Here is a 23,164-nt window from a genome sequence, read left to right as displayed (position 1 = left end):
CACTCCGCCGTCTCCACTCAAACGGTTCTTCCCGCCGGAGAGGCACAAAAAAACGATCAGACAAGACGAAAGCCCCGTAGTTGGACTAGAACCACGGGACTTGTCGCCTCAATGATCGCACATTGATCAAGGAGAAACCATCGTGAACACCACCACCACCGGGACCATCGAGCACCTCGACCCGACCGCCCTCGTCATCGAGCAGAACGTCCGCACCAGCGCCCCGCTGACCAAGGACTTCCTCGACTCCATCCGACAGAGCGGCATCCTCTCGCCCGTCCTCGGACGCCGCGACGAGCACGGCAACGTCATCGTCCGCGCCGGACAGCGCCGCACCCTCGCGAGCCGTGAAATCGGCCTCGCGACGATTCCCGTCTACGTCGTGGAGGGCGACGACAAGACCGCCGAGCGGATCGTGCAGCAGATCATCGAGAACGACCAGCGCGCCGAACTCACCACCGCCGACCGCACCGCCGCGTGGGCGCAGCTGTCGTTCGAGGGCCTGTCGGCCGCGAGCATCGCCAAGCGCACCGGCACCAAGGCCGCGACCGTGAAAGCCGAACTCGCGGTCGAGGAGTCCGCGGTCGCGCGGACCGCGCTGCACGAGCACGAGCTGACCCTAGACCAGGCCGCGGTCATCCTCGACTTCGAGGATGACGAGGAGGCGCGCGCCGACCTGATCGCCGTCGCCACCACCAACCCCGGCCAGTTCGCCCACACCGCGGAGCGCTACCGCAAGGCACGCGCCCGCCGCGTCGCCGTCACGTCCGGTACGGGATCCTCTAGCAAACCGTTGACCGGGTGCTCGTGCCGGTGGTCGCGAACCGGCGTTGGTACTCGTGCGGGGTCACGCCGAGTTGTGCTCGGAAGGCGCGGCGGAGTGCGTCTGCGCCGGCGAATCCGGCGCGGGTGACTGCTTCGGTGACGGTCGCTCCTTGTTCGAGCGCGGTGCAGGCGGCGTGCAGGCGCACGGAGTCGACGTAGGCGCGGGGCGTAGTTCCTATCTCGGTGTTCAACAGGCGCGTGAGGTGGCGCGGGCTCATCGCTGCGCGGCGGGCGAGAGCGTCGGCGGAGTGATCCGCGGCCGGGTCGGCGGCGATCGAATCGGTGACCGCGCGCAATGACGGTGTGTTCGGCCGGGGGATCAGCAGGGAGGGGGAGAACTGGGACTGCCCGCCTGGTCGTTGCAGGAAGACGACGAGCGCTTGGGCGACTCGGCGGGCGAGGTCGCCGCCGTGGTCGAGTTCAAGGAGAGCGAGGGAGAGGTCGATGCCTGCGGTGACGCCAGCGGAGGTGTGCACGTTGCCGTCGTGGACGAACAGCGCGTCAGTCTCGACGGCAGCGGCGGGGAACGCGGCGGCGAGCGTCGCGATGTACTTCCAATGCGTGGTCGCCCGTCGCCCATCGAGCAGGCCGGCGGCACCGAGAAGGAACGCGCCGGTGCAGATAGCGGTGAGGCGGTCCGAGCGTGGCGCCAAAGCGCGTAGCGCGTCGATGAGGCCCGGCGCAGCAGGGGTGGTGGGGAGTAGATCGCCACCGGTGACGATCAGGGTGTCCAGGTGGGGCAGCTCGCCCTCCACGGCGGCGTCCGCCTGCACGTGGAGGCCGTTCGACGCGCGGACCGGGCGTCCGCCCGGGGAGAGGACGAGCAGCTCGTAGTTGCCGCCCTCGTTGTTGGCCTCCGCGAACACTTCCATCGGACCTGTGGCGTCGAGGGACTTGAAGCCGTCGAAGATGACGACCCCGACGAGGTGCGGGCTGCGCGTAGCGCTCACTGGCCGCTCCTGTCTGGTTTCTCCGCCTGCCGGTCCGGATTCTCGACGCGCCGCTCCGGCCGTGGATCAAGGCTGAAGGGGTCAGACATCGACAAGGAGAATCATGGCTCAGACCATCGCCGGCATCACCATCCCGGACACCGCCCTCACCCGCGAAGCCGCCGAACTCGTCCGCGACGAGGCCGGCGACACCCTCTTCGACCACTCCTCCCGAGTGTTCCTCTTCGGTGCACTGAAGGGACGCGCGCGGGGCCTCACCGTGGACCTCGAGCAGCTGTACGTCGCTGCCCTGTTCCACGACCTCGGCCTCACCTCCCGGTACCGCAGCAGCATGCAACGCTTCGAGCTCGACGGTGCGGACGCGGCCCGCGACTTCCTCCTCGCTCACGACCGCTCCCACGACGTCGCGCAGACCGCGTGGCTCGCGATCGCGCTGCACACCACCCCGGAGATCCCAACCCGGCTGGCGCCGGAGATCGCCCTCGTGACGGCCGGCGTCGAGACTGACGTCCTCGGGCTCCAGCTCGAGGAAATCAGCCTCTCCGACCGGGCGGCCGTCACGGACGCCCACCCACGACCGAACTTCAAGCGCGACATCCTCGCCGCGTTCAACGACGGGATGAAGCACCGCCCGGATTCGACGTTCGGGACCATGAACGACGACGTGCTCGCGCACTTCGATCCGAGCTTCCGCCGCGGGAACTTCGTCGACGTCATCCAGAGCAACGCCTGGTCCGAATGACACCCGCGGCCGCACAGCTCCGCTCATCGCGCCCGAAGGGCACTCGCTGGTGAGCGCGACGCACAGCGTCGTCCTGCTCGTGCTCGTGCTCGCGTGGCTCGGAGCGTGGATCGCCGCCGTCCGGAGCATCGCCTCCGCAGCGACGCCCCTCACTCCTGCCGCGCGCGGCGGCTGGATCGCGGCCGCGATCATCCTTCCCGTCCTCGGACCGATCCTCTGGTTCGCGGTCGGCCGACACTCGCTCGCGCAGAGGTGAACGACATGCCCCCCACCCCCTTCCAGGAGTACGCCCACGGCATCTTCCAGGTGCTCGAGTCCGGCGACGCGGACCTCGCCCGCGCGATCGCGGCCCCGACTTTCGGCAACAGGGAGGCGACCTCCGGTCCGGCCGCCTGCCAGCGCCCGGGACCCGCCGGGCTGCTCGCATCGAGCGCGTGGATGCGCTCAGCGTTCGATGATCTCCACTTCGAGATCCTCGATGAGGGCTACACCGACTCCGGAGCCTGGCTGCACCTGAAGATGCAGGGACTCCACTCGCGGCCGTTCGTGCAGTACCAGGACGGCAAGCCGGCCCAGGTGCTCCCGCCGACCAGACGTCGCATCGACGCCGAGCAGATGCACGTCCTCACCATCACCGACGCCGGCGTGACCGGCCATAAGGCCGTCCGGGACGACCTCACGATGCTCACTCAGCTCGGGGTGTTCCCGCCCAGGCCGGGGCTCCTTGCCTCGATGGCGCTGTTCACGCTCACCGGCCGGCGGCGTCGTGCGGTCACGGAACTCGAAGCGACCACTGAGCGGGCCGGGGATATCGGCAGCGTCCACCTGTAGACCGGTCGCAGGTGCGGCGTCAGATGACGTCGTTGAGGATCTGTCCGAGCTTCGCGATCGTGTCTTCGTTGCGCCGGTAGTACGACCACTGACCCGCCCGGGTGACCGTCACCAGATCCGCCCGCTGCAAGCTGGACATGAACTGCGACGCCGTGGACTGCGACACCTCCGCCCGCGCCTGGATGTACTTCAGGCACACCCCGTGCTCCTTCGTTGCCGAGTCCTCCGGCGCGAAGGACTCCGGGTCCTTCAGCCAGCCCAGGATCGCCAAACGGGTCGGGTGTCCGAGCGCCTTGAAGACCGGCACCAGGTCGAAGCTTTCGGCTGCAACGTCCACACAACGAGCGTATCGGTAAATCGCGATTATGTGCTAGACCTTTGCTCATCGCTAAATCGCGATGAACCGACATGCACCTTGTCCGCCGTAGGAGGCGCCCGTGACGATCCTCGAGAAAGACCATCGCGTCGGCGCCGTGCGCGGCACGGCCCTGTTCGTGGCCGCCATCGTCGGACCTGGCATCCTGACCCTGCCCGCCCTCGCGGCGGCGCAGGCAGGGCCGGCGTCCCTGATCACGCTCGGGGTGCTGCTGGTCGTCTCGGCGCCCATCGCGTTCACCTTCGCCGCGCTGCATGCGGCTACTCCGACCGCGCACGGCATCGCCGGCTACGCCTCCGCCGCCTTCGGCTCCCTCGCCGGCCGACTCGTCACCGCCTGGTTCCGCTACGGCGTCCCCATCGGAGTCCCCGCCCTCGGCCTCATCGGAGGCGAGTACGTGGCCGAAGCCACCGGAGGCGACAAGGCCACCGTCGTCACCGTCGCCGCCGCGATCTGCGCCGTGGCCGTCATCGCGAGCATCCTCTATCGGGCCGGGAGCGGGATCCTCACCCTCCTGCTCTCCATCGCCCTCATCCTGCTGATCGCGACCACCGCCGTGCTCGCGCTCCCGCACGGAGACACGGCGAACCTCACCCCGTTCGCGCCCAACGGCGTCGTCGCGGTCGCCGCATCAGCGCTCGTGCTCACCTGGGTCCTCACCGGCTGGGAAGCGGTCACCAACTTCACCGGCGTGCTGCGCGACCCGCGCCGCACCCTCCCGAAGGCGACTGCCGCGACGCTTGTCATCGTCGCCCTGCTCTACGCCGCCGTTGCCGTGCCCGAGATCCTCGTCCTCGGTCCCACCGCCGGCGGCAGCGCCGCACCGGTCGCCGCGCTGCTGCGCATCGCCGTCGGACCCATCGGCGCCGTCGTCGCCGCGATCATCGCCGTCATCATCGCGACCGGCAACAGCCTCGCCTACGTCGGAAGCCTCGCTGAGCTCGACTCCCGCGCAGCCGGCGCTCCCGAAGGAGCGCGAGCGCAGCGATCAGCCCGACTCCGCGCCCTCGCCGTCCCCATCGCGATCATCATCGCCGGGCTCGCCGCCGCGGCACTCACGCCGATCAGCACGGACGAGTTGGTGTCGCTCTGCGCCGGATCCCAGGTTCCCGTCTACATCCTCGGGCTCGCCGCAGGCATCAAGATCTTCCCCGCCTACTCGCGTCTGTGGTGGCTGTCCGTGTTCTCCACCGCAGCCGTCGCCGTCCTGCTCGTCCCCGCCGGGTTCTATCTGCTCGTCCCCGCCGTCATCGCCGTGGCCGTCGTTGGTCAGAGCCGAATCGCGAGGCGCGCGGAAGTTGCAGACCGCTGACCCCAGCGCATTTGAAGGCGTCCCGTATGGGGATCGTTCACCGGGTCGGCTTGGCGTCCGTTGAGGGGTGGGTCAGCGGCGCTGGTCAGCCGAGGTCGGCTCGCATGACTGGTCGGCTGGGGTAGGTGCGTCCGATCTCGTGGAAGCCGGCGGCCGTGAAGATGGAGACCGTTCCGGTGAAGAGCGCGGAGGGCGAGGGCCGTGTGGTGGACATGGTGACGTCGACGGGGTGCCCGTCGAGGACTGATGCGCCGTTGGCGCGTGCGTGGTCCACGGCGGCGAAGAGGAGGGCGGTGCCTACGCCCTGGCCTCGGGCCTCTCGGCGGAGGTTGATGCAGGTCACCCACCAGGCGGCAGGGTCGTCTTCGAGGATGCGCTTCAGTGCTGTGTTCCCGGTGATTCCGGGGAGCGTGTGGCGCGGGACGACTCGGGTCCAGCCGACGGGCCGATCGTCCACGTAAGCGAGCACACCGATCGGGACGGCTGAATCGCGCAACTCTGCACGGAGCGCGTCCTCGTTCGTCGCGTGGTCGTGGTGACGAAAGCGTTGGCACCAGCAGGAGTCGGGCTTGCCTGCGCGAGGTCCGAACGCGGTTCGCACATCGGCCCACTCGCGATCAGTCGCAAGCTCTGTTCGCAGCGTCATGCAGGCATCCTTCTCCTGCAATCAAGCTTCCGGTAGGGATGCTTGGCATCCGGCGGGGACGTGGAAGTGCGCAATGGCACCGGGTCAGTCGCGTAGGTCCCTTGCCACATCGCCCGATGTTTCCGCGACGGTGTCTTCGAACAGGGTGCGGTTGTTCAGGATCACCCGAAGACGCATCGATGCTTCGGTCGCGATGGTCACGATGGCCACGCCGTCTTTGGTCTCAGTGCTGACGGTGGGAAGTTCGGAGAGAGGCTCATTTGCACTTGAGGAAGTCATGCCCGAACAGTAGACGGCGTAGCCGGGTCGTTCACCGGGCGATCCCCTACCCGGTCAGCGCAGTGCCCAGAAGGGCAGTGACGCGACGACTCCGCCGAGCAGGATCAGGACGATGGCCGTTGTGGGTGATGCTTTCACGTCGCCCGTTCCGAGTCGTGCGGTGATGCGTGAGAGCACGGCGTGGGTGCGTTTGCGGGCGAGGATCCCGACGACGAGGAGTGCGAGGCAGGGCAGGCAGTAGATCACCGCGTAGCCGGCGAGAACGAGCAGCCCTTCGCCGGGGGTGAGGCGGGCGTCGAGGAGTCGTTCGATGGCGATGAAGTACGGGAAGGCGTTGGGCAGGTCGGCGCCCGTGAGCAGTGCGCCGAACGGCAGCGCCGTCCAGGGTGTGAACCAGGAGGGGAGAGTGATTGGTTTGCGTGCGCGGGTCCGGAATCGGCGGATGCCGGAGATGACCAGGACGAGACCGGCGGCGGCGAAGGCGGCGTAGCGGATGCCTTGCACGATGCCGTCGACGGCGCCCGCGGCAGCTCCCGCGCCGAGGAACAAGGCGGCGCCGGCGCCGAACACGGTGAGCGCTGCACCGAGGACGGTCACCAGTGCCGTCAGAACGGGGCGCCGGGGTGCAGCAAGGAGGATGAGCGTCACGGCGACGATCGTGGCGGGGTTGAACGCATCCAGCGCTGCGAGCCCGGCGATCGCGAGCAGAAGCGGCCCGCTCATCGGGGAGTCCGCCGGGGGAAGTGCACGATGACATCGATGAAGCGATCGAGCTCCGCCTGGGTGGGGGCCGGCTCGATGCCGGCGAGGACGTTCGCAGCGAGCCCGTCTCCGACGAGACGGATCACCCTCGCACGGGTGGCGTCGCCCGTCTCGTCCTGGATCAGCGCCTCCCACCGGGACGTCGCCTCCCGCGACGCTGCGGCCACGTCATCGCCGGGCGTCTCGACCGCGCGGTGCGCGATCGCCAGCGCCCGGAACAACGCGATGTCATCCCCGGTGGGCACCGAGATGCGCAGCCACGTCTCCGCTGCCCGCCGCTCGGCCGCCGCAGCGACCATCGCCGCGTCGACCTCCTCGAGAGCTGCCAAAGCCAGGCCTCGCACGAGCGCGGCGCGCGACGGGAAGTGATGCACGAGGCCGCCCTTGGAGACGCCGGCCGTGGCCGCCGTCTCGTTCAACGACGGGACGACTCCGCGTTCAAGCGTCAGTCGTCGGGCGGCGTCGAGGATGAGGGCTCTGCGATCCATGAGCACACCGTATAGACAAACCGACCGGCCGGTCGGTCGCTCTCGGATTTCCCTCAGATGTCTTCAGGAGGTCGACCGTGGGCGTCCAATGAGGGGTCGCTCACCGATACACGTAGACGCGACATCGAGCGCTGTCGTTTCTCACGATTGCCTGCACAGCTCGTCGCGACCTCTCAATACTCGTGCAGATGACCGTGAACGTTCAGATCTTCGAGGTCGTCTGCACAATCGACGTGAGCGTGCCCGAATCGTCAGCCTCAGCAGTGGCGCGCGAGCCCTTCGACGGTCGAAGGAGCAGCGCAGCGCTTACCCCGCCGACCACAGCCGCAACTACACCGAGCCCAGCAGCGATGGCCGCGGTCATTGGGTCACCGGCGACGGCAGCTACGCAGGCCGCACCACCCCACGGGGCGCCCGATCCTATGGCCGGTCCCACAGGGCTGATCATCGGGGACGTCTCCGTCGCTCGTCCCGACCGATGGGTGATCAGGATCGCCCCAAACCCTCCGGCGACGGCCGTCAGGGCACTGACCCCACCGATAACGGCGCCCACGATCATCAAGTACGCGAAGGAACTCCACCCACCCTGATCGCGATAATCGGGGTTACCCGTGAGGACCAATCCCAGACCGAGCAGCGCACCCAGCACCACGCCAACTGGTACAGCACAGAGAGCGGCCCTCCGGTGACGATGGATGATTTGCCGCATGGGGCCACGCTAACCGGAGAGTCGTCTACCGGTGCAGTTCTGACACTCGGACAGACACGGCATCTCCTCGTCCCCTGATCGGGTCGACTGGCTGCACAGCGATCCTGTTCGAGGATCAGAGGGTGGGGAACCAGCTCGAGTTGTCCACGATCCACAGCGACACGGAGTTCCAGAGTCCCGTGATGACGAGGACGCCGATCGCGATGAGGAGGACGGCGACGGCCTTGTTGGCGTAGGCGCCGATGCGGCGCAGCCATCGGCGTGAGCGTGCTGCGCGGGCGAGGACGAGTCCGAGCAGGAACAGCGGGGTGAGCATGCCGAGGAAGTAGACGAACCCCAGCGCGACGCCGAGTCCCGCGGTGTCGATGTTGGAGGCGAGGCCGTAGGCGATGGCGAGGGATGGGCCGAGGCAGGGGTACCAGACTGCGGCGCAGCTGACTCCGAGCAGCAGTGCTTTCGCGGCCGAGCCGCCTGGGGTGGAGGTCTTCGTGATCCAGGGGATCCGGAGGACGCCGAGGGAGTAGAGGCCGGCGGCGATGAGCAGTCCGCCGGCGATTAGCGTGTACGGCGGACGGGCGAGGTTCACATTCGCGCCGAACGCGAGAAGCAGCGCTACTGATCCGATCAGCACGAGCGCGGCGCCGACCGCGAAAGCAAGGATCGACCACACCTGCCGAGACGGTCGAGCCCGTCCGTCTCCTGTCGAGGTGAGGGCGCCGACAATGCCAGGGAGGATTGGCGCAGCGCAGGGGGAGAGCAGAGCGAGCGCGCCCGCGAGGAACGCGGTGCCGAGCTCGGGGAACATGCCCTCACCCTAGTTTCCGGAAAGGGCGTGTCCTGGTCCTGCGCTTCCTAGGCTGACCTCGTGACCTGGACAAGTCGACCGCGCAGCATCGCAAGGGTGACCACTCGAACCCTCGCCGTCACGGTCATCTTTGCCGCAGTCGTGGCCTCGCTCAGCGGGTGCTTCACCACCGCTGAGCGTCCTCTGCTCACTTTCGCGGACCTCGACCGGGCAGCGACCGACGCCGATACGTTCCCGACGTTGCCCCCGCGGGCCTCGTGGTCGGAGATGGACGAGACCAGCTCCCGGCTCGTCGGCCGAGTCGGAGACCGATCACTGTTCCTGGCGCGAACGAGCGATCTGGAGACGACGTGCTTGACGAGCTTCGCTGACGAGGACACGTGGGACCAGAGCTGCGGGGCCGGCGGGTTCGATGCCACGATCGGCCGCGACACGTTCCACGTCATCCCGGACGGCGGGGGAGTCGAAGAGACGTGGACTCCGCTCAGTGAGAACGTCTACGTCGACAGCCCTGGTGTGCGGTGACGACGATCGAGGAGCTGCGACTGGCGCTCGTTCCCGTGTTCGAGGAGATGCTGCACGAGGACGAACGCTCGTCGCTTCGGCTGCACTTCGTGCGGCTCTCACAGTGGCCTGACGGTTCTCCGCTGAGTCCTGCGGATCGCTTCGAGGACGGCAGCGTCGTCGCGCTGTATGGAGCGTTTCGGCGCCGGTAGTTGAGCCCCGGAAGCGGAGCGCGGCCGTCCCGTAAGGGGATGGTTGACCGGTCGTTCTAGGTGATGAGGATCAGAGGCCCGTGCTGCTCTCTGTCTTAGCGTGCTGCAACCATGGACGAATGCTTGATCGGCTGAACCTCCCGGCGTCGTTGTTTCCTCCCACTGGCGACTTCCTCATCCGGAGAGCAACAGGCGACGACCTGCCGTCGCTCCTGCAACTGCTGTTGGAAGACCCCATCAGCGCCGCTCGCGGAGACGCCCTCAGTGGTGTCGACCACGCGGTCTACGCGACTGCGCTCGAGCGGGTCACCAGCGACCCCGGAAATGATCAGCTCGTCGTTATCGCGGAGGGCGGCGACGTGGTGGCCTCGCTGCAACTCACGTTGATACCGGGACTGGCCCGGAAGGGGAGCACGAGACTCTTGGTCGAGGCGGTACTCGTCGCCAGCGAACGACGCTCCGCCGGCATCGGCTCCGCGCTGATGCAGTGGGTCACTGAGCGAGCAGCGATCGACCTGGATGCGTCCATCGTTCAGCTCACCTCAGACGCGGCGCGCACCGATGCCCGCCGGTTCTACCAGCGGCTCGGCTTCACCGACTCTCACGTCGGCTTCAAGTACCACGTCCCCACGCGGTAACGCCCCGTCGCTCAGTTCAACTGGGCGGAGTGTCCGCGCGGTTCTCTCGCTTGAGTCGGCGCTTCACTGCGCGCTCGGTGAGGACGGAGAGGTAGTCCTGCACGGGGCGGTCCTGAAGCCCCGTCAGCTCCTCGCGCACGAGGGGCTCGACCTCTTCGCCGCTGCGGTCGGGGAACTTCTTGCGCACGTTGGCCGTGACATCGCGGACCACCTGCTCGGGGTCGAAGTCAGTCGTCATGGATGCATGATCCACTCTGAAAGTGAACGAGGCGAGGCCTCCGGTAGGGGGTGGGTCAGCGCCGCCGTCAGCCAAGGTTGGCGCGCATGACCGGTCGGCTGGGATAGGTGCGCCCGATTTCGCGGAAACCGGCGGCCGTGAACATGGACACCGTTCCGGTGAAGAGCGCGGAGGGCGAGGGCCGCGTGGCGGACATGGTGACATCGACGGGGTGCCCGTCGAGGACTGATGCGCCGTTGACGCGAGCGTGGTCAATGGCTACGCGGAGGAGCGCGGTGCCCACACCGCGGCCGCGGGCTTCTCTGCGGAGGTTGACGCAGGTCACCCACCAGGCGGCGGGGTCTTCCTCGAGAACGCGGGTCAGCGCTGCATTACCGGTGATGCCAGGGAGCGTGTGGCGGGGAACGACCCGGGTCCAGCCGACGGGTTGATCGTCCACGTAAGCGAGCACACCGATCGGGACGGGTGAATCGCGCAGCTCTGCCTGGAGCGCGTCCTCGTTCGTCGCGTGATCATGGTGACGGAACCTCTGGCACCAGCAGGAGTCGGGCTTCCCTGCGCGTGGTCCGAACGCGGTTCGCACATCGGCCCACTCGCGTTCCGTCGCAAGCTCGGTTCGCAGCGTCATGCAGGCATCCTGCTCCTGGATACCAGAGTCCGGTAGGGGATCCCCATACGGGACGCACGTGAATCACGTCGCTCGCTCGGCGACCGCGAAGCGGTTGTACTGGTCAACGGACGTTTTGGGTTCGGCCGGACATGTTCTAAATGTGGCCCAGAATTCTGAGGAGACCGTCATGAGTGCATATCCGGAGCGCGAACGTCTTGATGACCTTCTCGATCGATCAGCTCCGCCGACGAGGACGATCACCGGGCCCGTGTCCGCCGAGCTCGACTTCTTGCAGAACGCGGTGCAGGAGGAGACGTCGGAGGCCGGTCGACGGAAGAGGTGGGCGCGGCCGGTGGTCACGGGCGTGGCGACTCTCCTGCTGTTCGGTGGAGCTGCGACAACAGCAGCCGCGACCGGGCTGTGGCAGCCGCCTTGGTGGGCGGACGAGGCTCTCACCTCGTTCAGCTACACGCTGCCCAGCGGCGCCGAGTGCAATCACCTGGTCGGCGTCGTGCAGGGCTCCGACCCGGAGTCGATCGCCATCGTGGAGTCGTTCTACCGCGACACCGACATCGACGCCTTGCTCAACGAGGACGCGATCGACACCGCGATCGCGCAGATCCGATCCGAGGAGAACATGTTCGTCAACGACGACGGATCCAAGGAGCCTGCTGGTTGGGGGACGGCGCAGTACAGCGCCGACCATGAGTACGACTCCGCTGTGTCCCGCATCCTCATGAACGCCGTCGACGCGAAGCTCGACGCCGAGGGTCTTCTCGGGTTCGACCAGAACCTGACCTACCTCGGCAACGGTAACTGCCCCGGAGCCGACTGGTGAAGCGCCGACACGAAGGCCGGGCGGAAGAGCTGTCAGAGGTGCTCGCGCGCGAGCGCGGCGACCTGCTCCGCTACCTCGAACGGCGCCTCGGTCATCACGACGCCGCCGACGCCCTCGCCGACGTGATGCTCACCGCGTGGCGCCGAGCACACCTCCTCCCTCGTGAGGCGGAGCCGGCGCGGATGTGGCTGTTCGGCATCACCCGCAACGTCCTGGCGAACAGTGAACGCAGCGAACGACGACGCCTCACCCTCGCCGACCGACTCCAACGCGTCCTCGCGACCGCCCCGGTCGAAGTGCAGCCCGCGGACGACGGAGCCGACGTGCGCGACGCGATCGCCCGCCTCGCTCCGGAACAGGCCGAACTCATCCGACTGGTCCACTGGGACGGATTCACCATCGCGGCCGCAGGACAGCTGCTGGGTATCAGCGCGTCAACCGCGCGGACCCGATACCTCCGAGCCCGCACAGACCTTCGCGCAGCCCTCACCCCACCAGAGGCACCATCGCAGCCAACGGAGCAGCTGACACCGGATGACATCACACCGGCACGAACAGGAAGGCGCTAATGCTCCCCACGCACGAGAGTCGCATCGATCCAGCCGACATCTCGCTTCCACCCACGGAACCGGTCGACATCACCGCCTTCGCCTACGACTGGCTCGAGAAACACCACGGCAGTGCCTAAAGCTCGTCACGCCGAGGGTGTCAGTGACCGATCCTCGCGCGGGACATCTCGACCAGCGATGCCAGTGAGAGCGGCACACCTAGACTCCTTCGCATGACCGCTCCGTCATCCATGGAAGCGTCTCGGCGCCGGCGACGTCCGGCGCGTCGTCGCCTGTCCTTCTTCGGCGTCCTGGGCGAGCTGCTGATGACCGCAGGGGTGCTCGTTCTGCTGTTCCTCGCCTGGCAGCTGTGGTGGAACGACGCCGTGATCGCAGGCCGGCAGGAAGATCAAGCAGCCAAGCTGCGGCAGAGCTGGGGCGAGGACGGGCCACCCGCTGAGGTGCCGTCCGAGCCGAGCGCTGAGCCGGCCGCGCCCGGTGACCCGGTGATCGCGCCGGTCGCGGCCATGGACACTACTTTCGGGAACCTCTACATCCCCCGGTACGGCGAGGGGTGGGTGCGCACGATCGCTGAGGGAGTCGACGCGGAGAACGTGCTCGACGTGGGCAGCATCGGTCACTACCCGGGCACGCAGATGCCCGGCGAGGTGGGGAACTTCGCGATTGCCGCGCACCGCTCCGCTGCCGGCGGTGGAATGCACCTCATCGATGAACTGCAACTGGGTGATGCGATCTACATCGAGACCGCCGACGGCTGGTACACGTACCGGTTCCGGAACCTCGAGTACGTGCAGCCCTCCGAAGTGCAGGTCATCGATCCCGTCCCCTGGACGAACGACGTCGCTCCGACCGATCGGCTGATCACCATGACGAGCTGCAATCCGCTGCTCTCGACCGCGGAGCGGATCATCGCCTACGGCGTCTTCGAGTCGTGGCAGCCGCGCTCCGCAGGAGCGCCCGTTGAACTCGCTGCCTCCCTCGCGAGCTGACGGACCCGCACTGTCGTCGTCATGCAGATGAGGGCGGCCCACGAAAAAGCGTCCGCAGCAGTCTGTTGTGCTCTACTTCGCTGGCCCGCCGCCAGCCGTAGGACGCGACGATCACGTATGTCGTGCCGGCCTCGTCAACTTGGAGTCGTCCGCCGGAGAGGCCACCGGTCTCCACTTCTTCATCGATCCACACGAGCAGTTGCGAAGTCCAGTCTGCAGCGTCTCGCGGCGTGGCGTAGAGCCAGGGCTGATCACCTCCAGATGACGGCAACGCGATCTTGATTCGAGCGGCCTGGCCACCATGTTGCACGAGCCGAAAATCGAGTAGGCCAGCGACCAAGGTCACATCTTCGATCCGATAGTCGTATTCAGGGACCGGGGGACGCCGCCTCACACCGACAGCTGCGACAGCTGCGGCGAGCTCAACATCTGGCAACACAGGCTGATCCTCTCAAACGCCCAACCGGGGATCCCTGCCTGCAACAACCTCGGACCGGTCGACGTGAGTTTCGACTATTTCCGTCTGCGCGTCGTCAGTTTGGGGTTCTGTCGGACATGTACAGAGTGAAGCCCCTTCGAGTGCACAGGAGTAGATCATGACCACCGAACCTCACGATGTCGGAAACGATCGGGCGATGAACGCGCTCCTGGACGAATCGGCGCCGCCGACCCCTCTGTCCGATGCCGTCCCCGACGCTGCCCTTCGGGAGATGGTTCGCGGGGTGGAGTGGGACGCGCGACGCGGCCGACGGTCCGTCACACCTCGAGCCCTCGTGATCGGCACCGTCGTCGCTCTCACGCTGGGCGGCGCGGGCGCGGCAGCGGCAGCAACGCTCTCCGGGTGGGAGCCCTGGGTGGAGAACCCGGACTCCGTTGTCCACTTCACTCTGCCCAGCGGAAGAGCATGCGAGTTCCGCAGCGTCGCCAGGGAAGGCGACCCTGAGGACATCAAGGAGGCGCAGAAAGTGCTTCGCACCACTGACGTGCTTGCCCTCGCAGACGTCGATGGCGAGCTGGCCCGGATCGTCGCTCGGGACGTGACTGTCCGCGGCGAGAACGGTGACACGGTTGTGCCTGCTACCGAGATGTACTCGGAAGACGAGCTGTACCGCCAAGCCGTCGTGGGCGCGATCACCAACGTCGTGTGGGACGAGCTTGAAGAGCGAGGAGTGGTCGATCCTGTCACTGGCTCAGACCTCTCCCTCGGAGGCCAAGACGACTGCGCAGACCTCACACAGTGAGCCGCCGCGACACCCAAGCCGATCGCGTGGTGACGATCCTCGACGCCTCAGCCCGTGATCTTCTGAAGTACCTCGAACGCCGAGTCGGTGCCGACGACGCTCCCGATGCGCTCTCCGAGACCATGACTATCGCGTGGCGCCGGTCATCATCCATGCCCCTGTCGGACGAGGACGCCCGCCTCTGGCTGTTCGGAGTCGCGCGGAACGTCGTCCTGAACACCAGTAGGACGCGCCGACGCCAAGACCTTCTTGCCGAGAAGCTTCGCGGCACAGTCGAAACCGTCGGCGTGATCGGAGAATCCTCTGACGTCGCCCTCGACGTTCAAGCAGCACTGAGCAAGCTCGCTCCGGAGCTGTCGGAACTCGTGCGGCTCGTGCACTGGGACGGCTTCTCTCTCAGCGAGGCAGCTCAGATCGTCTCCGTCCCGCCATCAACGGCGCGGAGTCGGTACCAGAAGGCGAAGCGCGAGCTCGGTGACCTGCTGTCACCGCCCCCTCCGAGCGAGCGCTCGGGTCCACCTAGAAGCGCCAACATGGCCTCATGAGGCGACTGATCTACCGGAGAGCCGTTCTCCGTGCTGTTCCCCTTGGCGTGTTGCTGGGAACGCTGCTCGGTCTCGGCCTGACCTTGGGTAACCCCGACTACCGCGAACAGGGTGGGTGGAGCGCCATTGCATACTTGCTAGCGGTCGGAGCCATTGTCGGTGGCGTCAGCGCCCTTGCTGGCATCGCTGGAGGACTCGTGGCGATTCTGATCACTCACCGGCTGAGGCGAGCGACGGAGCCGTCCTCGCTGATCGGCCCTGTCGGACCGGCCGTGGGGTCGAGTGCTCCGTGGGTCGTTGCGGCCAGCGCGGCAGCCCTTATTGGTGACTATCTGACAGCGGCAATCGCTGTTGGTACCGGGGTCGTGGCGGCCGTAGTCGGCGGGGTGAGCGCTGCACTACTTCTTCGACCGTCGAGTCGTTCAAAGGCCACTACTGAGGACTGATCGACACCGCATGCTGCGTAGGAACTGCAGAGAACCGCGAACACTCAAGTGTTCGCGGTCGTCTGCACAAGTACCGCGAAAGTGCGAAGCGATGTGCAGGCGACCGCGAGAAACGACAACGTCTCTCGACGCCTCGGAAGCGTCCGGTGAACGATCCCTATCGGACGCGAGCGGACGGTGTTTGCATCCTTCAATCGACGCGCGTTCTCAGTCGGTTCATCGTGGCGATCCCGCCTCCGACTCCGAGGATCGCAAGAAGGATGACGACGGGCATCGGTACGCCGAGGTTGATTGCGGCGACGATCACGAATCCGTCGAAGAGCGAGATGAGGGTGAAACCCACGTGATCAACGAAAGCGACTTGCCATCCAGGGTGAGCGGCCCGCACGGCGGCCGCCGCCTGGATGGCGCGGAGCAGGGTGTACAGGCCGAGCAGGATGAGGCCGACGTCGACAGCCCGCCTGGCATCCTCCATCTGCGACCACTCCGCGACGACCGCGACTGCCAGCCCGATCACGAGCACGATCATGGCCGCGACGTAGAGCAAGAGCACAGCGCGCTTGGTCGCGAGACGGGGCTGGAGAGCCATGACCAGCCCGAGAGCGAAGCCGACGACGCCGGCTGTCGCGTGGACAGCGATCGAGAGTGCGTACACCGGATGACCTTTCATCGTCGGCAGGGTTGCCAACTAAAAGTAAACACGTCAATATTTGACTATGCAAGAGTCTCTGCCAGGCCTACTCCATGAGATCGTCGGTCTCCTCGATCGCTCGGCGGCCGCGATCCTGAAGCGCGAGAACGGGCTGTCCTACCGGCAGTACTACGTGCTCTCCGCGATCGCCACACTCACCCAGACCACGCAACGCGAACTCGCGGAGCACATCGGTCACAGCGACGCGGCCGTGAGCCGAATGATCGCGACACTCGCCAATGCCGGTCTCGTGACAGTGGCCGTTGACCCCGACCACCGACGTCGTAATCTCGTGGAGCTCACACCCGAGGGCGTCGTCACCGAGCAGCAAGCCGGCCGATTGCTGAATACCGCGCTGGCCGATCTGTTGACTCAGCACGGCATCGACGAATCTTCGCTGCTGCACTCTGCTCACCAGCTCCGAGCCGCGCTCCGCGGGGCCGGGTGGGCCCCGCGACCGCTCTCGCTTGAACCGTGATGAGGAAACGCGGGATGCTTTTGCTCTGCGTCGCGACGATCGCCGCCCTCCTGGGGACGGGCGTCGCTGTGACCGCGGTCCGAGCAGCCGGCTACCCGGCTTTCTGGCGCGACCGCGCGAACGAACTGATACCAGCCGATGCGTTACGGCTTATCGCACTGGGGGACTCCTCAATGGTCGGCGTCGGCACCCTCGACCCCATGAACGGGATCGCCGGACGCGTCGCCCGCGACCTCGAGCAGCAGACCGGGCGCCCGGTGCATATCACGAACCTCGCCGTGAGTGGATCAACGACAGCTCAGATGCTCCGCGAGCAGCTCCCCCAGGCGCCCTTGGCAACCGCCGACATCGTCATCGTGTCCACACCGAGCGACATGGAATCCCGGGTCCCGCTCGATGAATACCGCCGCGACGTCGACCAGCTCACCGCCCTGCTGCCTGCTGATCGGACGGTCATCAGCGATCTTCCCCTCGAACCCGGCCGCGACTCCTACCAGGCCATCCTCACCCAGTCGACAGACAACGCCTCCATCGCCCGAGCCGACTTCGCGACCGTCTTCAACGGGCACGGACGCCGACTCGACATCTTCTCCCTCCTCCCACCCCACCTCAACGACCGCGGCTACAACTTCTGGTCCACCGCATTCCAGGACCCCACCCGCCGCATCGTGCGGCGGGGCCCCACGTCAGGCTGAAGCAGCGACAGACCACCCAAGATCGACACCACAAGGCGAGCCGCCGCCGCCGATCCAGCACCGCCTCGACCTGAGCGCGGAAACCGCCCGGTCAGCGACCCCCTAACGGACGTTCCCGGCGTTCCGGTTGCGTGAAGATCCATGGGTAGCAGTTACCTCATCTCCTGACAGGAAACCGAGCAAACCGACCGGCCGGTCGGTTTCGCGCTACGGTCTCCTCATGGACCGCAAAACACTCATCCTCGACGCCGCCCGCAAGCTCACACTGGAACGCGGCGTCGTCCCATCGCTGAACGAGACGGCGGCGACAGCCGGCGTCTCCAAAGGCGGTCTGGTGCACCACTTCCCCACCCGCGCGGCCCTCGTGCAGGGGCTGGCCGTCGCCGCGCTCGAAGAGGTCGACGCCGCGATGGTTGCGGCGGCAGCCTCGCGCCGCGCGGCGGAGACATGGCTGCGGATCGCGGTCCCGACCGGCGAGGACGTCGCCCTGTTCCGTGCCCTGGCGATCGCTCATCGCGCGGTCGAGTCGCCGGGCGATGATGTGGCTGCCGCTTCGCGTGAGGCGACTGCGCGGTGGGAGGCGATCATTCAAGACGAGACGGGCAATGCGATGCAGGCGCGGATCATCCGCCTCATCGGAGACGGGCTCTCCGCGAACATCATCGCCGGCATCGAGCCGGCGCCCACGGAGGCGGAGCTCGACGCCTTGCTCGAAGCCCTCCTCGGCCCCTCCGGACGGAACCGGCGATGAGCGGCCCGCTGCTCCTCGCGATCGCCGGACTCGCCGTCATCGACGCGTTCAACCCGGCAACGATCGTCGCCGTCACGCTCATCCTGCTCGCCGCACCGAAACGACCAGCGCTGACCGCGCTCGTGACCGTCCTCGGCGCAGCCCTCACCGTCTTCGCAGCCGGCGCCGCCCTCTTCCTCGGAGCAGGGGCCGCGGCCACCGCCGTCGACGGCATCGTGCAAGGCATCCGCTACGTCGCGATCGCCGGTGCCGGACTCGTCCTCGTCATCACGGGCATCCGCCGATTCACGACCCGCCCTCGCAGAGCGATCGCGCTCCCGCCCTGGTTCACGCCGTGGACCGCACTGCCGTTCGGCGCGCTCCTCACCGCCGCCGACCTGCCCAACGCCTTCCCCTACTTCATCGCCATCGAACGACTCCTCGACGCTCGCCTCAGCCCCAGTGAAGGGCTGTTCGTCTTGACCGGATACGCGGTGATCTACTGCCTGCCCTGCCTGATCCTCCTGGCCATCGGGATCCTCGCCCGCAAGCGCACACACGCAGCGCTCTCCCGCGTCGCCACCCGGTTCGGCACAGGCGACGTGAAAGCATCCCCGACCGCAGCCGTCATCCTGATCCTGCTCGGCCTGGCCATCGCGTCGCTGCCCTTCTGGGCGCTGCGCTGATGGCGTGGGGATCGTCCGGTGGACGATCCCTTTACGGGGGCAGTCGCCTCGACTCAAAATGGTCCGAGGCTGTCGGGAACGGCCGCTTGGTGGCCGCCACCGGACGGGACCTTGCGAGGGCGGTCGTGGACAGCGCGAAGCAGAAGCAGTGGCAGCTCTTGCTGGAGATTTGTTGAACTAGTCCGGCGCATGGAATACCGGTCGGACGAATACGGAGGTGCGATGAAGGTCATGCTTTTGATGCGGTCCGACGGCAGCTACGCCGGAGGCGATGCCGCCGAGGACTACGCGGCATGGGCGGACTACGAGGCGTCACTGAAGGCGGACGGTGTTTTCGTTGAATCGGCCCAGTTCGCTGATGCCGCCGGTGGCACCTCCGTCGGGACCGATCTGGCCAAAGCGGATCAGGAGGGCGGCGCTTCATCCCCTTCCCAGATGGAGGGGCATTCCACGCTCGTCGGGTACTACGTGCTGGATTGTCCGGATCGGGACGACGCACTCCCTTACGCCCGCCGCGCCCCCCTCTACGGCTCGGTCGAGGTGTACGAACTGGCACAGCACTGAGCCTGAACTTCGTCGGTCGAGCCCCCGTCGGTTGGTGACCCGTCGCATCGCTGAAGGATGGATCAGCGGACGGGTGGGCGCCGAGACGGCTTCGTCGCAGCTGGTCAGTAGCGAGGTAGCACGGACCACTGCTCCGCACGCCGTGCTGGTGCTGGACTGTCACATCTTCGGCCGTTTTCACCGCTGGACGTCGTCGGCGTCCGTTACCCCTGAGGGGTCAACGTATCGAGGGTCTGGACGCTCCAGTCCGAACAGTCCATCAGCTGTACCTCCTTACCGGTGAGCAGGGCTAAAGTTCTGCCGCCGCGCATTGTCGCCACATCGTGCACGGGGGCGCAGGGGCGTTGCTCGAGGACTTCCGCGTCGTGGGTGAGGCGCAGTAGTGAGTACTGACCTTCGGACGTTTCGTGGATGAGAACCCAGGTGTCTGTGGCGGGATCGTGGACGACGTGCCGGAAATGGTCGGCCAGTCTTGCCCGCTCTCGCCCGCTGGAGTCGATGATGCGCAAGGGTCCTCCGACCTCGGCGATCACCAGATGGTCGCCGTCGCTGGCCGCAGACACGAGCGCAGCGCTCGGCACCGGAATCCGGGGTCCCAGCGGATCCAGCGATCGGTCCAGCAGGCGACACCAGTCGCTGCCCACCCCCAGGGAGGTATCCGGCCGCAGCGCGAACACCCGCCTCACACCGCGCAGGGAACGCACCTCATGACCGGTGGCGGCCGCCAACACACGGGTGGTGCTCCGGTTGTAGCTCACGGCAACGAGGCCTCCGGCCAGAGCCGTCACGATCTGCACGTTCGTGCGGCTGCGGTCCTGCCAGAGCCGCTCTCCCGTCAGGTCGTATCCGCTCACGCCGTGACGCTCATACGCGCCGACGACCACCACCGGGTGCTCCCCGGGAACCAGCGCCACCCGCCGGCCGCCGAAGTCGTACATCGTGTCGAACTCGGCGCAGCGCGCAGCGTGCGCCAGAGACCACACACCCACTGCACCATGGAACTCCGCGGCGACCAGCAGGTCTTCTTCCCAAGGCGGGGCGGCCACTTCGCGCAGGTCCTTCACCAGCGAGCACCTTCTTCACGCGCATCCATGGTCATGCTGAGGGCAAGTCAGCTGCGTTTGCGGCGTCGCTGACCGGAGGCGACGCCGACGACGAGGACGAGTGCCACGGCGATGACGATGACGATCTCCATTGAGCTTGCCTCCTAGGGGCTCGCGCATCGATGACTTGCCCGACTTCTCGTGATGCCGGTCGACGTTGCAGGCTCATCCTACGAAGCGTGTTGCTCGAGCAGGTGCCTGGTCTGTCTAGGAATTGATCACCGCATACCGGAATCACGCCGTCCACCAGGCGTCCGGTAGGGGTCGGTGATCGGACAATTTGCTGGGCGATCAGTCGACGCGGGTAGCGACTCGATCGCAGAGGGTGATCCACTCTCCATTGGGCGTGAACTCCCAGTGGTGCGTCTGGGTGCGGCCGTCGTCGCTGAAGGTGATCGTGGCGCGTTCGGTGGCTCCGCTGAATGTCCAGGTCGCCCCGTCGTGGGTGACCAGGTACTCGCGGGCGAATCCGTGGTTCTCGATGCTCCACGAGAAGTACGTGCCGCGCTCCGTATCCCAGCCGAGAAAGCTCAGAGTGTCGAACGGGCCGTTGGCGCGTTCGTCCTGAACGACGAACTGCTCGCCCGAGTGCCAACGGGCCGAGTGCACGCTGCGCCACTCGGCGCCGGCGAGGTCCGCGCCGTAGGCCGTTCCCGTGGCGCTCCAGTCTCCGAGGAAGACGGCCAGCGCCTCATGCTCATCAGTCATGCCCCGATCCTGCTCCGCGTGGAGAGTGGAGGACAAGACCTCGGTCTCGGGCAGCGGCCGACCGTCGCTTCTTCACCTAGGGCGTCCCGATAGCCGATCCTTCAGCGATGCGACGGGTCACCAACCGACGGGGGCTCGACCGACGAAGTTCAGGCTCAGTGCTGTGCCAGTTCGTACACCTCGACCGAGCCGTAGAGGGGGGCGCGGCGGGCGTAAGGGAGTGCGTCGTCCCGATCCGGACAATCCAGCACGTAGTACCCGACGAGCGTGGAATGCCCCTCCATCTGGGAAGGGGATGAAGCGCCGCCCTCCTGATCCGCTTTGGCCAGATCGGTCCCGACGGAGGTGCCACCGGCGGCATCAGCGAACTGGGCCGATTCAACGAAAACACCGTCCGCCTTCAGTGACGCCTCGTAGTCCGCCCATGCCGCGTAGTCCTCGGCGGCATCGCCTCCGGCGTAGCTGCCGTCGGACCGCATCAAAAGCATGACCTTCATCGCACCTCCGTATTCGTCCGACCGGTATTCCATGCGCCGGACTAGTTCAACAAATCTCCAGCAAGAGCTGCCACTGCTTCTGCTTCGCGCTGTCCACGACCGCCCTCGCAAGGTCCCGTCCGGTGGCGGCCACCAAGCGGCCGTTCCCGACAGCCTCGGACCATTTTGAGTCGAGGCGACTGCCCCCGTAAAGGGATGGTCTCGCGGGCGCTACGCCGGGAAGGGCGGCGCGTGCAGCGGCGCCGCGGCGATGGGCGGAGGCCTTCAGTGCACATTGCTCGAAGTCCCGACCGATGGTGAGTCTTCGACCGCAATCTGACGAATCAGATCGGGGTGCTCCCGCGACTCGAGGTCCCGCGTCGAAGTGCCGATGTAGCGCTGGGGGTGCGCGTCGCGATGCTCTGGCGAAGTCGCTGGTGATGAGGTCGCGGAGCAGGCCCTCGGTGGTGTCCATGACGACGAAACGACGGCACGTGCGCTCAGCCTACGGACGGGGCCGCCCGCGCCCTCCGATCCACTTGAGGATGCCGGTCGTGCCGACCGAGACCACGGCGACCAGGAGGAGGAATGGAAGGACACCCAGAAACAGGAACAGTATGAAGCTGTCTGCACCCGCGAACCCATCCATACGCCGATCCTAGGTTCTGCGCGTGGCCCCGGTAGGAGGTCCACCAGCCCTCACGAGGAGGAAGTCGGACCAGCCACCTCGCTCCCGGGATGTCGAGGCTGCAGCACTGACCGATGGGCCTCCGGCGCATCCTCGGGATCAGCGACGTGTGAGATGCGGGTCGACGAGATCGGCAGATCAGCTGTTCAGTTCGGGGATCGACCAGCGCGACGGCTGCTCCGGCGGCGGCGGTCTCTCCTGCCTGGACGCACGGGGAGCACGGCGGCGAAGCGGGTCAAGACGGTGCTCACTGTCTCGAGCGTCCGGTCGTCGTACTCGTCGAGTGCCGCCTCGAGCGAGATCTGCGAGGAGCGGAGGAACGGGGCTGCGCGCTCTCGTGCCGCCTCGGTCGCCCGCAGTGTCACGATGCGGCGGTCGCCGCTCTCGCGACTCCGGGCGACGAGGCCCTGCCGCTCGAGCCGGTTCACGAGCGCGTTGGTCGCACCGGAGGTGAGGCCGATGCGCGAGGACAGCCGGCCGGGCGAGAGCGGGCTGTCCTCGTCCTCGGCCCAGAGGATCTCGCCGAGCGCCGTCCCGTCGGTCGTCGGCAGGTCCAGCCAGCGCGCCAGCTGATGAGCGGAGTCCTGGTAGCTTACCGCGTACCACCGCAGAGCCTCGAGCATCTGCTTCCTCGGCGTCGTCATTCGGTCTCCTCGCACTCGGAGCGGATCCGGTCGAGTGCAGCGCTGCTCTGTCGGACCTCGGATATCTTCATGGTGATAACACTTCACTGTGATTGTATGGCGCAGCGCGGTCGCGATCGACGTGTCCGCGCGTCCCTGCATTCAGC

At 67.0% G+C, this 23,164-nt stretch carries 33 protein-coding genes and 1 pseudogene; 19 read left to right on the top strand and 15 right to left on the bottom strand.

The window, feature by feature from the left end; translation table 11 throughout:
• Nucleotides 1–142 precede the first annotated feature (142 nt).
• Nucleotides 143–673: pseudogene (locus tag C1I63_RS20205) on the top strand (ParB/RepB/Spo0J family partition protein); the annotation flags it as partial.
• Nucleotides 674–782: 109 nt separating this feature from the next.
• Here C1I63_RS20205 and C1I63_RS18635 read toward each other — a convergent pair.
• Nucleotides 783–1,775 carry a GlxA family transcriptional regulator gene (locus C1I63_RS18635; protein ID WP_244907271.1) on the bottom strand — a complete coding sequence of 331 codons (993 nt, stop codon included), beginning with the start codon at nucleotides 1,773–1,775 and terminating at the stop codon, nucleotides 783–785.
• A 103-nt stretch (nucleotides 1,776–1,878) separates the two neighbouring features.
• On the opposite strand from C1I63_RS18635, the gene C1I63_RS18630 reads away from it, so the two are divergent.
• The 3 genes from C1I63_RS18630 to C1I63_RS18620 are packed head-to-tail and all read left to right on the top strand — an operon-like array spanning nucleotide 1,879 to nucleotide 3,348.
• A complete protein-coding gene (locus tag C1I63_RS18630) occupies nucleotides 1,879–2,517 on the top strand; it encodes an HD domain-containing protein (protein WP_107576062.1) in 639 nt (212 codons plus the stop codon).
• A gap of 49 nt (nucleotides 2,518–2,566) precedes the next feature.
• Nucleotides 2,567–2,773 (top strand): PLDc N-terminal domain-containing protein, encoded by a 207-nt coding sequence (locus C1I63_RS18625; protein WP_159989456.1) that lies wholly within the window; start codon nucleotides 2,567–2,569, stop codon nucleotides 2,771–2,773.
• 5 nt (nucleotides 2,774–2,778) lie between these two features.
• Nucleotides 2,779–3,348 carry an ester cyclase gene (locus C1I63_RS18620; protein ID WP_107576060.1) on the top strand — a complete coding sequence of 190 codons (570 nt, stop codon included), beginning with the start codon at nucleotides 2,779–2,781 and terminating at the stop codon, nucleotides 3,346–3,348.
• 19 nt (nucleotides 3,349–3,367) lie between these two features.
• Here C1I63_RS18620 and C1I63_RS18615 read toward each other — a convergent pair whose 3' ends face one another.
• On the bottom strand, nucleotides 3,368–3,685 hold the full coding sequence (locus C1I63_RS18615; RefSeq protein WP_107576059.1) for an ArsR/SmtB family transcription factor: 318 nt from the start codon (nucleotides 3,683–3,685) through the stop codon (nucleotides 3,368–3,370).
• Nucleotides 3,686–3,785: 100 nt separating this feature from the next.
• Between C1I63_RS18615 and C1I63_RS18610 the strand changes: the two genes are divergently transcribed.
• Nucleotides 3,786–5,036, top strand: coding sequence for an amino acid permease (locus C1I63_RS18610; protein WP_107576058.1), 1,251 nt, complete (start codon nucleotides 3,786–3,788; stop codon nucleotides 5,034–5,036).
• Nucleotides 5,037–5,121: 85 nt separating this feature from the next.
• Here C1I63_RS18610 and C1I63_RS18605 read toward each other — a convergent pair whose 3' ends face one another.
• The 5 genes from C1I63_RS18605 to C1I63_RS18585 all read right to left on the bottom strand — a co-directional run bounded on the left by C1I63_RS18605 (nucleotide 5,122) and on the right by C1I63_RS18585 (nucleotide 8,725).
• Nucleotides 5,122–5,682: a GNAT family N-acetyltransferase gene (locus C1I63_RS18605; protein ID WP_107576057.1), complete on the bottom strand. Its 561-nt coding sequence runs from the start codon at nucleotides 5,680–5,682 to the stop codon at nucleotides 5,122–5,124.
• Nucleotides 5,683–5,766: 84 nt separating this feature from the next.
• Nucleotides 5,767–5,961, bottom strand: coding sequence for a hypothetical protein (locus tag C1I63_RS19550; protein WP_146168499.1), 195 nt, complete (start codon nucleotides 5,959–5,961; stop codon nucleotides 5,767–5,769).
• 54 nt (nucleotides 5,962–6,015) lie between these two features.
• Entirely contained in the window at nucleotides 6,016–6,684 is a 669-nt protein-coding gene (locus C1I63_RS18600; protein ID WP_107576056.1) for a GAP family protein, read from the bottom strand.
• Nucleotides 6,681–7,211, bottom strand: coding sequence for a TetR/AcrR family transcriptional regulator (locus C1I63_RS18595; protein WP_146168498.1), 531 nt, complete (start codon nucleotides 7,209–7,211; stop codon nucleotides 6,681–6,683). The genes C1I63_RS18600 and C1I63_RS18595 overlap by 4 nt, the downstream gene beginning before the upstream one ends.
• 824 nt (nucleotides 7,212–8,035) lie before the next feature.
• On the bottom strand, nucleotides 8,036–8,725 hold the full coding sequence (locus C1I63_RS18585; protein WP_107576053.1) for a cytochrome c biogenesis CcdA family protein: 690 nt from the start codon (nucleotides 8,723–8,725) through the stop codon (nucleotides 8,036–8,038).
• Nucleotides 8,726–8,821: 96 nt separating this feature from the next.
• On the opposite strand from C1I63_RS18585, the gene C1I63_RS18580 reads away from it, so the two are divergent.
• The 3 genes from C1I63_RS18580 (at nucleotide 8,822) to C1I63_RS18570 (ending at nucleotide 10,079) form a co-directional block, all read left to right on the top strand.
• Nucleotides 8,822–9,250 carry a hypothetical protein gene (locus C1I63_RS18580; protein WP_107576052.1) on the top strand — a complete coding sequence of 143 codons (429 nt, stop codon included), beginning with the start codon at nucleotides 8,822–8,824 and terminating at the stop codon, nucleotides 9,248–9,250.
• Entirely contained in the window at nucleotides 9,247–9,441 is a 195-nt protein-coding gene (locus tag C1I63_RS18575) for a hypothetical protein (RefSeq protein WP_107576051.1), read from the top strand. Before C1I63_RS18580 ends, C1I63_RS18575 begins: the two co-directional genes overlap by 4 nt.
• 119 nt (nucleotides 9,442–9,560) lie before the next feature.
• Entirely contained in the window at nucleotides 9,561–10,079 is a 519-nt protein-coding gene (locus tag C1I63_RS18570; RefSeq protein ID WP_107576050.1) for a GNAT family N-acetyltransferase, read from the top strand.
• Between the two features lie 16 nt (nucleotides 10,080–10,095).
• Here C1I63_RS18570 and C1I63_RS18565 read toward each other — a convergent pair whose 3' ends face one another.
• A complete protein-coding gene (locus C1I63_RS18565; RefSeq protein WP_107576049.1) occupies nucleotides 10,096–10,317 on the bottom strand; it encodes a three-helix bundle dimerization domain-containing protein in 222 nt (73 codons plus the stop codon).
• A gap of 67 nt (nucleotides 10,318–10,384) precedes the next feature.
• Complete coding sequence (locus C1I63_RS18560; RefSeq protein ID WP_107576048.1) at nucleotides 10,385–10,945, bottom strand: GNAT family N-acetyltransferase; 561 nt, start codon at nucleotides 10,943–10,945, stop codon at nucleotides 10,385–10,387.
• A gap of 250 nt (nucleotides 10,946–11,195) precedes the next feature.
• Between C1I63_RS18560 and C1I63_RS18555 the strand changes: the two genes are divergently transcribed.
• The 3 genes from C1I63_RS18555 (at nucleotide 11,196) to C1I63_RS18545 (ending at nucleotide 13,323) form a co-directional block, all read left to right on the top strand.
• Nucleotides 11,196–11,765, top strand: coding sequence for a hypothetical protein (locus C1I63_RS18555; RefSeq protein WP_107576047.1), 570 nt, complete (start codon nucleotides 11,196–11,198; stop codon nucleotides 11,763–11,765).
• Complete coding sequence (locus C1I63_RS18550; RefSeq protein WP_342353126.1) at nucleotides 11,762–12,334, top strand: RNA polymerase sigma factor; 573 nt, start codon at nucleotides 11,762–11,764, stop codon at nucleotides 12,332–12,334. Before C1I63_RS18555 ends, C1I63_RS18550 begins: the two co-directional genes overlap by 4 nt.
• Nucleotides 12,335–12,546: 212 nt before the next feature.
• Complete coding sequence (locus C1I63_RS18545) at nucleotides 12,547–13,323, top strand: class E sortase (RefSeq protein WP_107576046.1); 777 nt, start codon at nucleotides 12,547–12,549, stop codon at nucleotides 13,321–13,323.
• 19 nt (nucleotides 13,324–13,342) lie between these two features.
• Here the strand turns inward: C1I63_RS18545 and C1I63_RS19545 are convergent, their stop codons facing one another.
• Nucleotides 13,343–13,669: a hypothetical protein gene (locus C1I63_RS19545; RefSeq protein ID WP_146168497.1), complete on the bottom strand. Its 327-nt coding sequence runs from the start codon at nucleotides 13,667–13,669 to the stop codon at nucleotides 13,343–13,345.
• A gap of 250 nt (nucleotides 13,670–13,919) precedes the next feature.
• Between C1I63_RS19545 and C1I63_RS18540 the strand changes: the two genes are divergently transcribed.
• From C1I63_RS18540 to C1I63_RS19540, 3 genes are read left to right on the top strand one after another with little or no spacing between them, the layout of a single operon-like run.
• Nucleotides 13,920–14,564: a hypothetical protein gene (locus C1I63_RS18540; protein ID WP_146168496.1), complete on the top strand. Its 645-nt coding sequence runs from the start codon at nucleotides 13,920–13,922 to the stop codon at nucleotides 14,562–14,564.
• Between the two features lie 29 nt (nucleotides 14,565–14,593).
• Nucleotides 14,594–15,109 (top strand): RNA polymerase sigma factor, encoded by a 516-nt coding sequence (locus tag C1I63_RS18535; protein ID WP_244907269.1) that lies wholly within the window; start codon nucleotides 14,594–14,596, stop codon nucleotides 15,107–15,109.
• Nucleotides 15,106–15,555, top strand: coding sequence for a hypothetical protein (locus tag C1I63_RS19540; protein ID WP_146168495.1), 450 nt, complete (start codon nucleotides 15,106–15,108; stop codon nucleotides 15,553–15,555). The genes C1I63_RS18535 and C1I63_RS19540 overlap by 4 nt, the downstream gene beginning before the upstream one ends.
• Nucleotides 15,556–15,745: 190 nt before the next feature.
• Here the strand turns inward: C1I63_RS19540 and C1I63_RS18530 are convergent, their stop codons facing one another.
• Nucleotides 15,746–16,210 (bottom strand): hypothetical protein, encoded by a 465-nt coding sequence (locus C1I63_RS18530; RefSeq protein WP_107576044.1) that lies wholly within the window; start codon nucleotides 16,208–16,210, stop codon nucleotides 15,746–15,748.
• A 61-nt stretch (nucleotides 16,211–16,271) separates the two neighbouring features.
• Here C1I63_RS18530 and C1I63_RS18525 point away from each other — a divergent pair, with 61 nt between their 5' ends.
• The 5 genes from C1I63_RS18525 (at nucleotide 16,272) to C1I63_RS18505 (ending at nucleotide 19,399) form a co-directional block, all read left to right on the top strand.
• Nucleotides 16,272–16,724, top strand: coding sequence for a MarR family winged helix-turn-helix transcriptional regulator (locus C1I63_RS18525; protein WP_107576043.1), 453 nt, complete (start codon nucleotides 16,272–16,274; stop codon nucleotides 16,722–16,724).
• Nucleotides 16,724–17,419, top strand: a complete 696-nt coding sequence (locus tag C1I63_RS18520) for an SGNH/GDSL hydrolase family protein (RefSeq protein ID WP_107576042.1) — start codon at nucleotides 16,724–16,726, stop codon at nucleotides 17,417–17,419. Before C1I63_RS18525 ends, C1I63_RS18520 begins: the two co-directional genes overlap by 1 nt.
• Nucleotides 17,420–17,639: 220 nt before the next feature.
• A complete protein-coding gene (locus C1I63_RS18515; RefSeq protein WP_107576041.1) occupies nucleotides 17,640–18,170 on the top strand; it encodes a TetR/AcrR family transcriptional regulator in 531 nt (176 codons plus the stop codon).
• Nucleotides 18,167–18,835: a GAP family protein gene (locus C1I63_RS18510; protein WP_107576040.1), complete on the top strand. Its 669-nt coding sequence runs from the start codon at nucleotides 18,167–18,169 to the stop codon at nucleotides 18,833–18,835. Before C1I63_RS18515 ends, C1I63_RS18510 begins: the two co-directional genes overlap by 4 nt.
• 222 nt (nucleotides 18,836–19,057) lie before the next feature.
• Complete coding sequence (locus tag C1I63_RS18505) at nucleotides 19,058–19,399, top strand: YciI family protein (RefSeq protein WP_170116439.1); 342 nt, start codon at nucleotides 19,058–19,060, stop codon at nucleotides 19,397–19,399.
• Nucleotides 19,400–19,602: 203 nt separating this feature from the next.
• Here the strand turns inward: C1I63_RS18505 and C1I63_RS18500 are convergent, their stop codons facing one another.
• From C1I63_RS18500 to C1I63_RS18485, 4 genes are all read right to left on the bottom strand, one after another.
• Complete coding sequence (locus tag C1I63_RS18500; RefSeq protein ID WP_107576039.1) at nucleotides 19,603–20,463, bottom strand: hypothetical protein; 861 nt, start codon at nucleotides 20,461–20,463, stop codon at nucleotides 19,603–19,605.
• Between the two features lie 330 nt (nucleotides 20,464–20,793).
• Nucleotides 20,794–21,210 carry a DUF1579 family protein gene (locus tag C1I63_RS18495; RefSeq protein WP_107576038.1) on the bottom strand — a complete coding sequence of 139 codons (417 nt, stop codon included), beginning with the start codon at nucleotides 21,208–21,210 and terminating at the stop codon, nucleotides 20,794–20,796.
• A 155-nt stretch (nucleotides 21,211–21,365) separates the two neighbouring features.
• Nucleotides 21,366–21,707, bottom strand: a complete 342-nt coding sequence (locus C1I63_RS18490; RefSeq protein ID WP_170116439.1) for a YciI family protein — start codon at nucleotides 21,705–21,707, stop codon at nucleotides 21,366–21,368.
• Nucleotides 21,708–22,520: 813 nt separating this feature from the next.
• Nucleotides 22,521–23,018: a MarR family transcriptional regulator gene (locus C1I63_RS18485; protein WP_211315691.1), complete on the bottom strand. Its 498-nt coding sequence runs from the start codon at nucleotides 23,016–23,018 to the stop codon at nucleotides 22,521–22,523.
• Nucleotides 23,019–23,164 lie beyond the last annotated feature (146 nt).

This window comes from Rathayibacter caricis DSM 15933, assembly GCF_003044275.1.
Lineage (GTDB): Bacteria > Actinomycetota > Actinomycetes > Actinomycetales > Microbacteriaceae > Rathayibacter > Rathayibacter caricis.
This window is presented reverse-complemented; position numbering and strand designations above follow the sequence as displayed.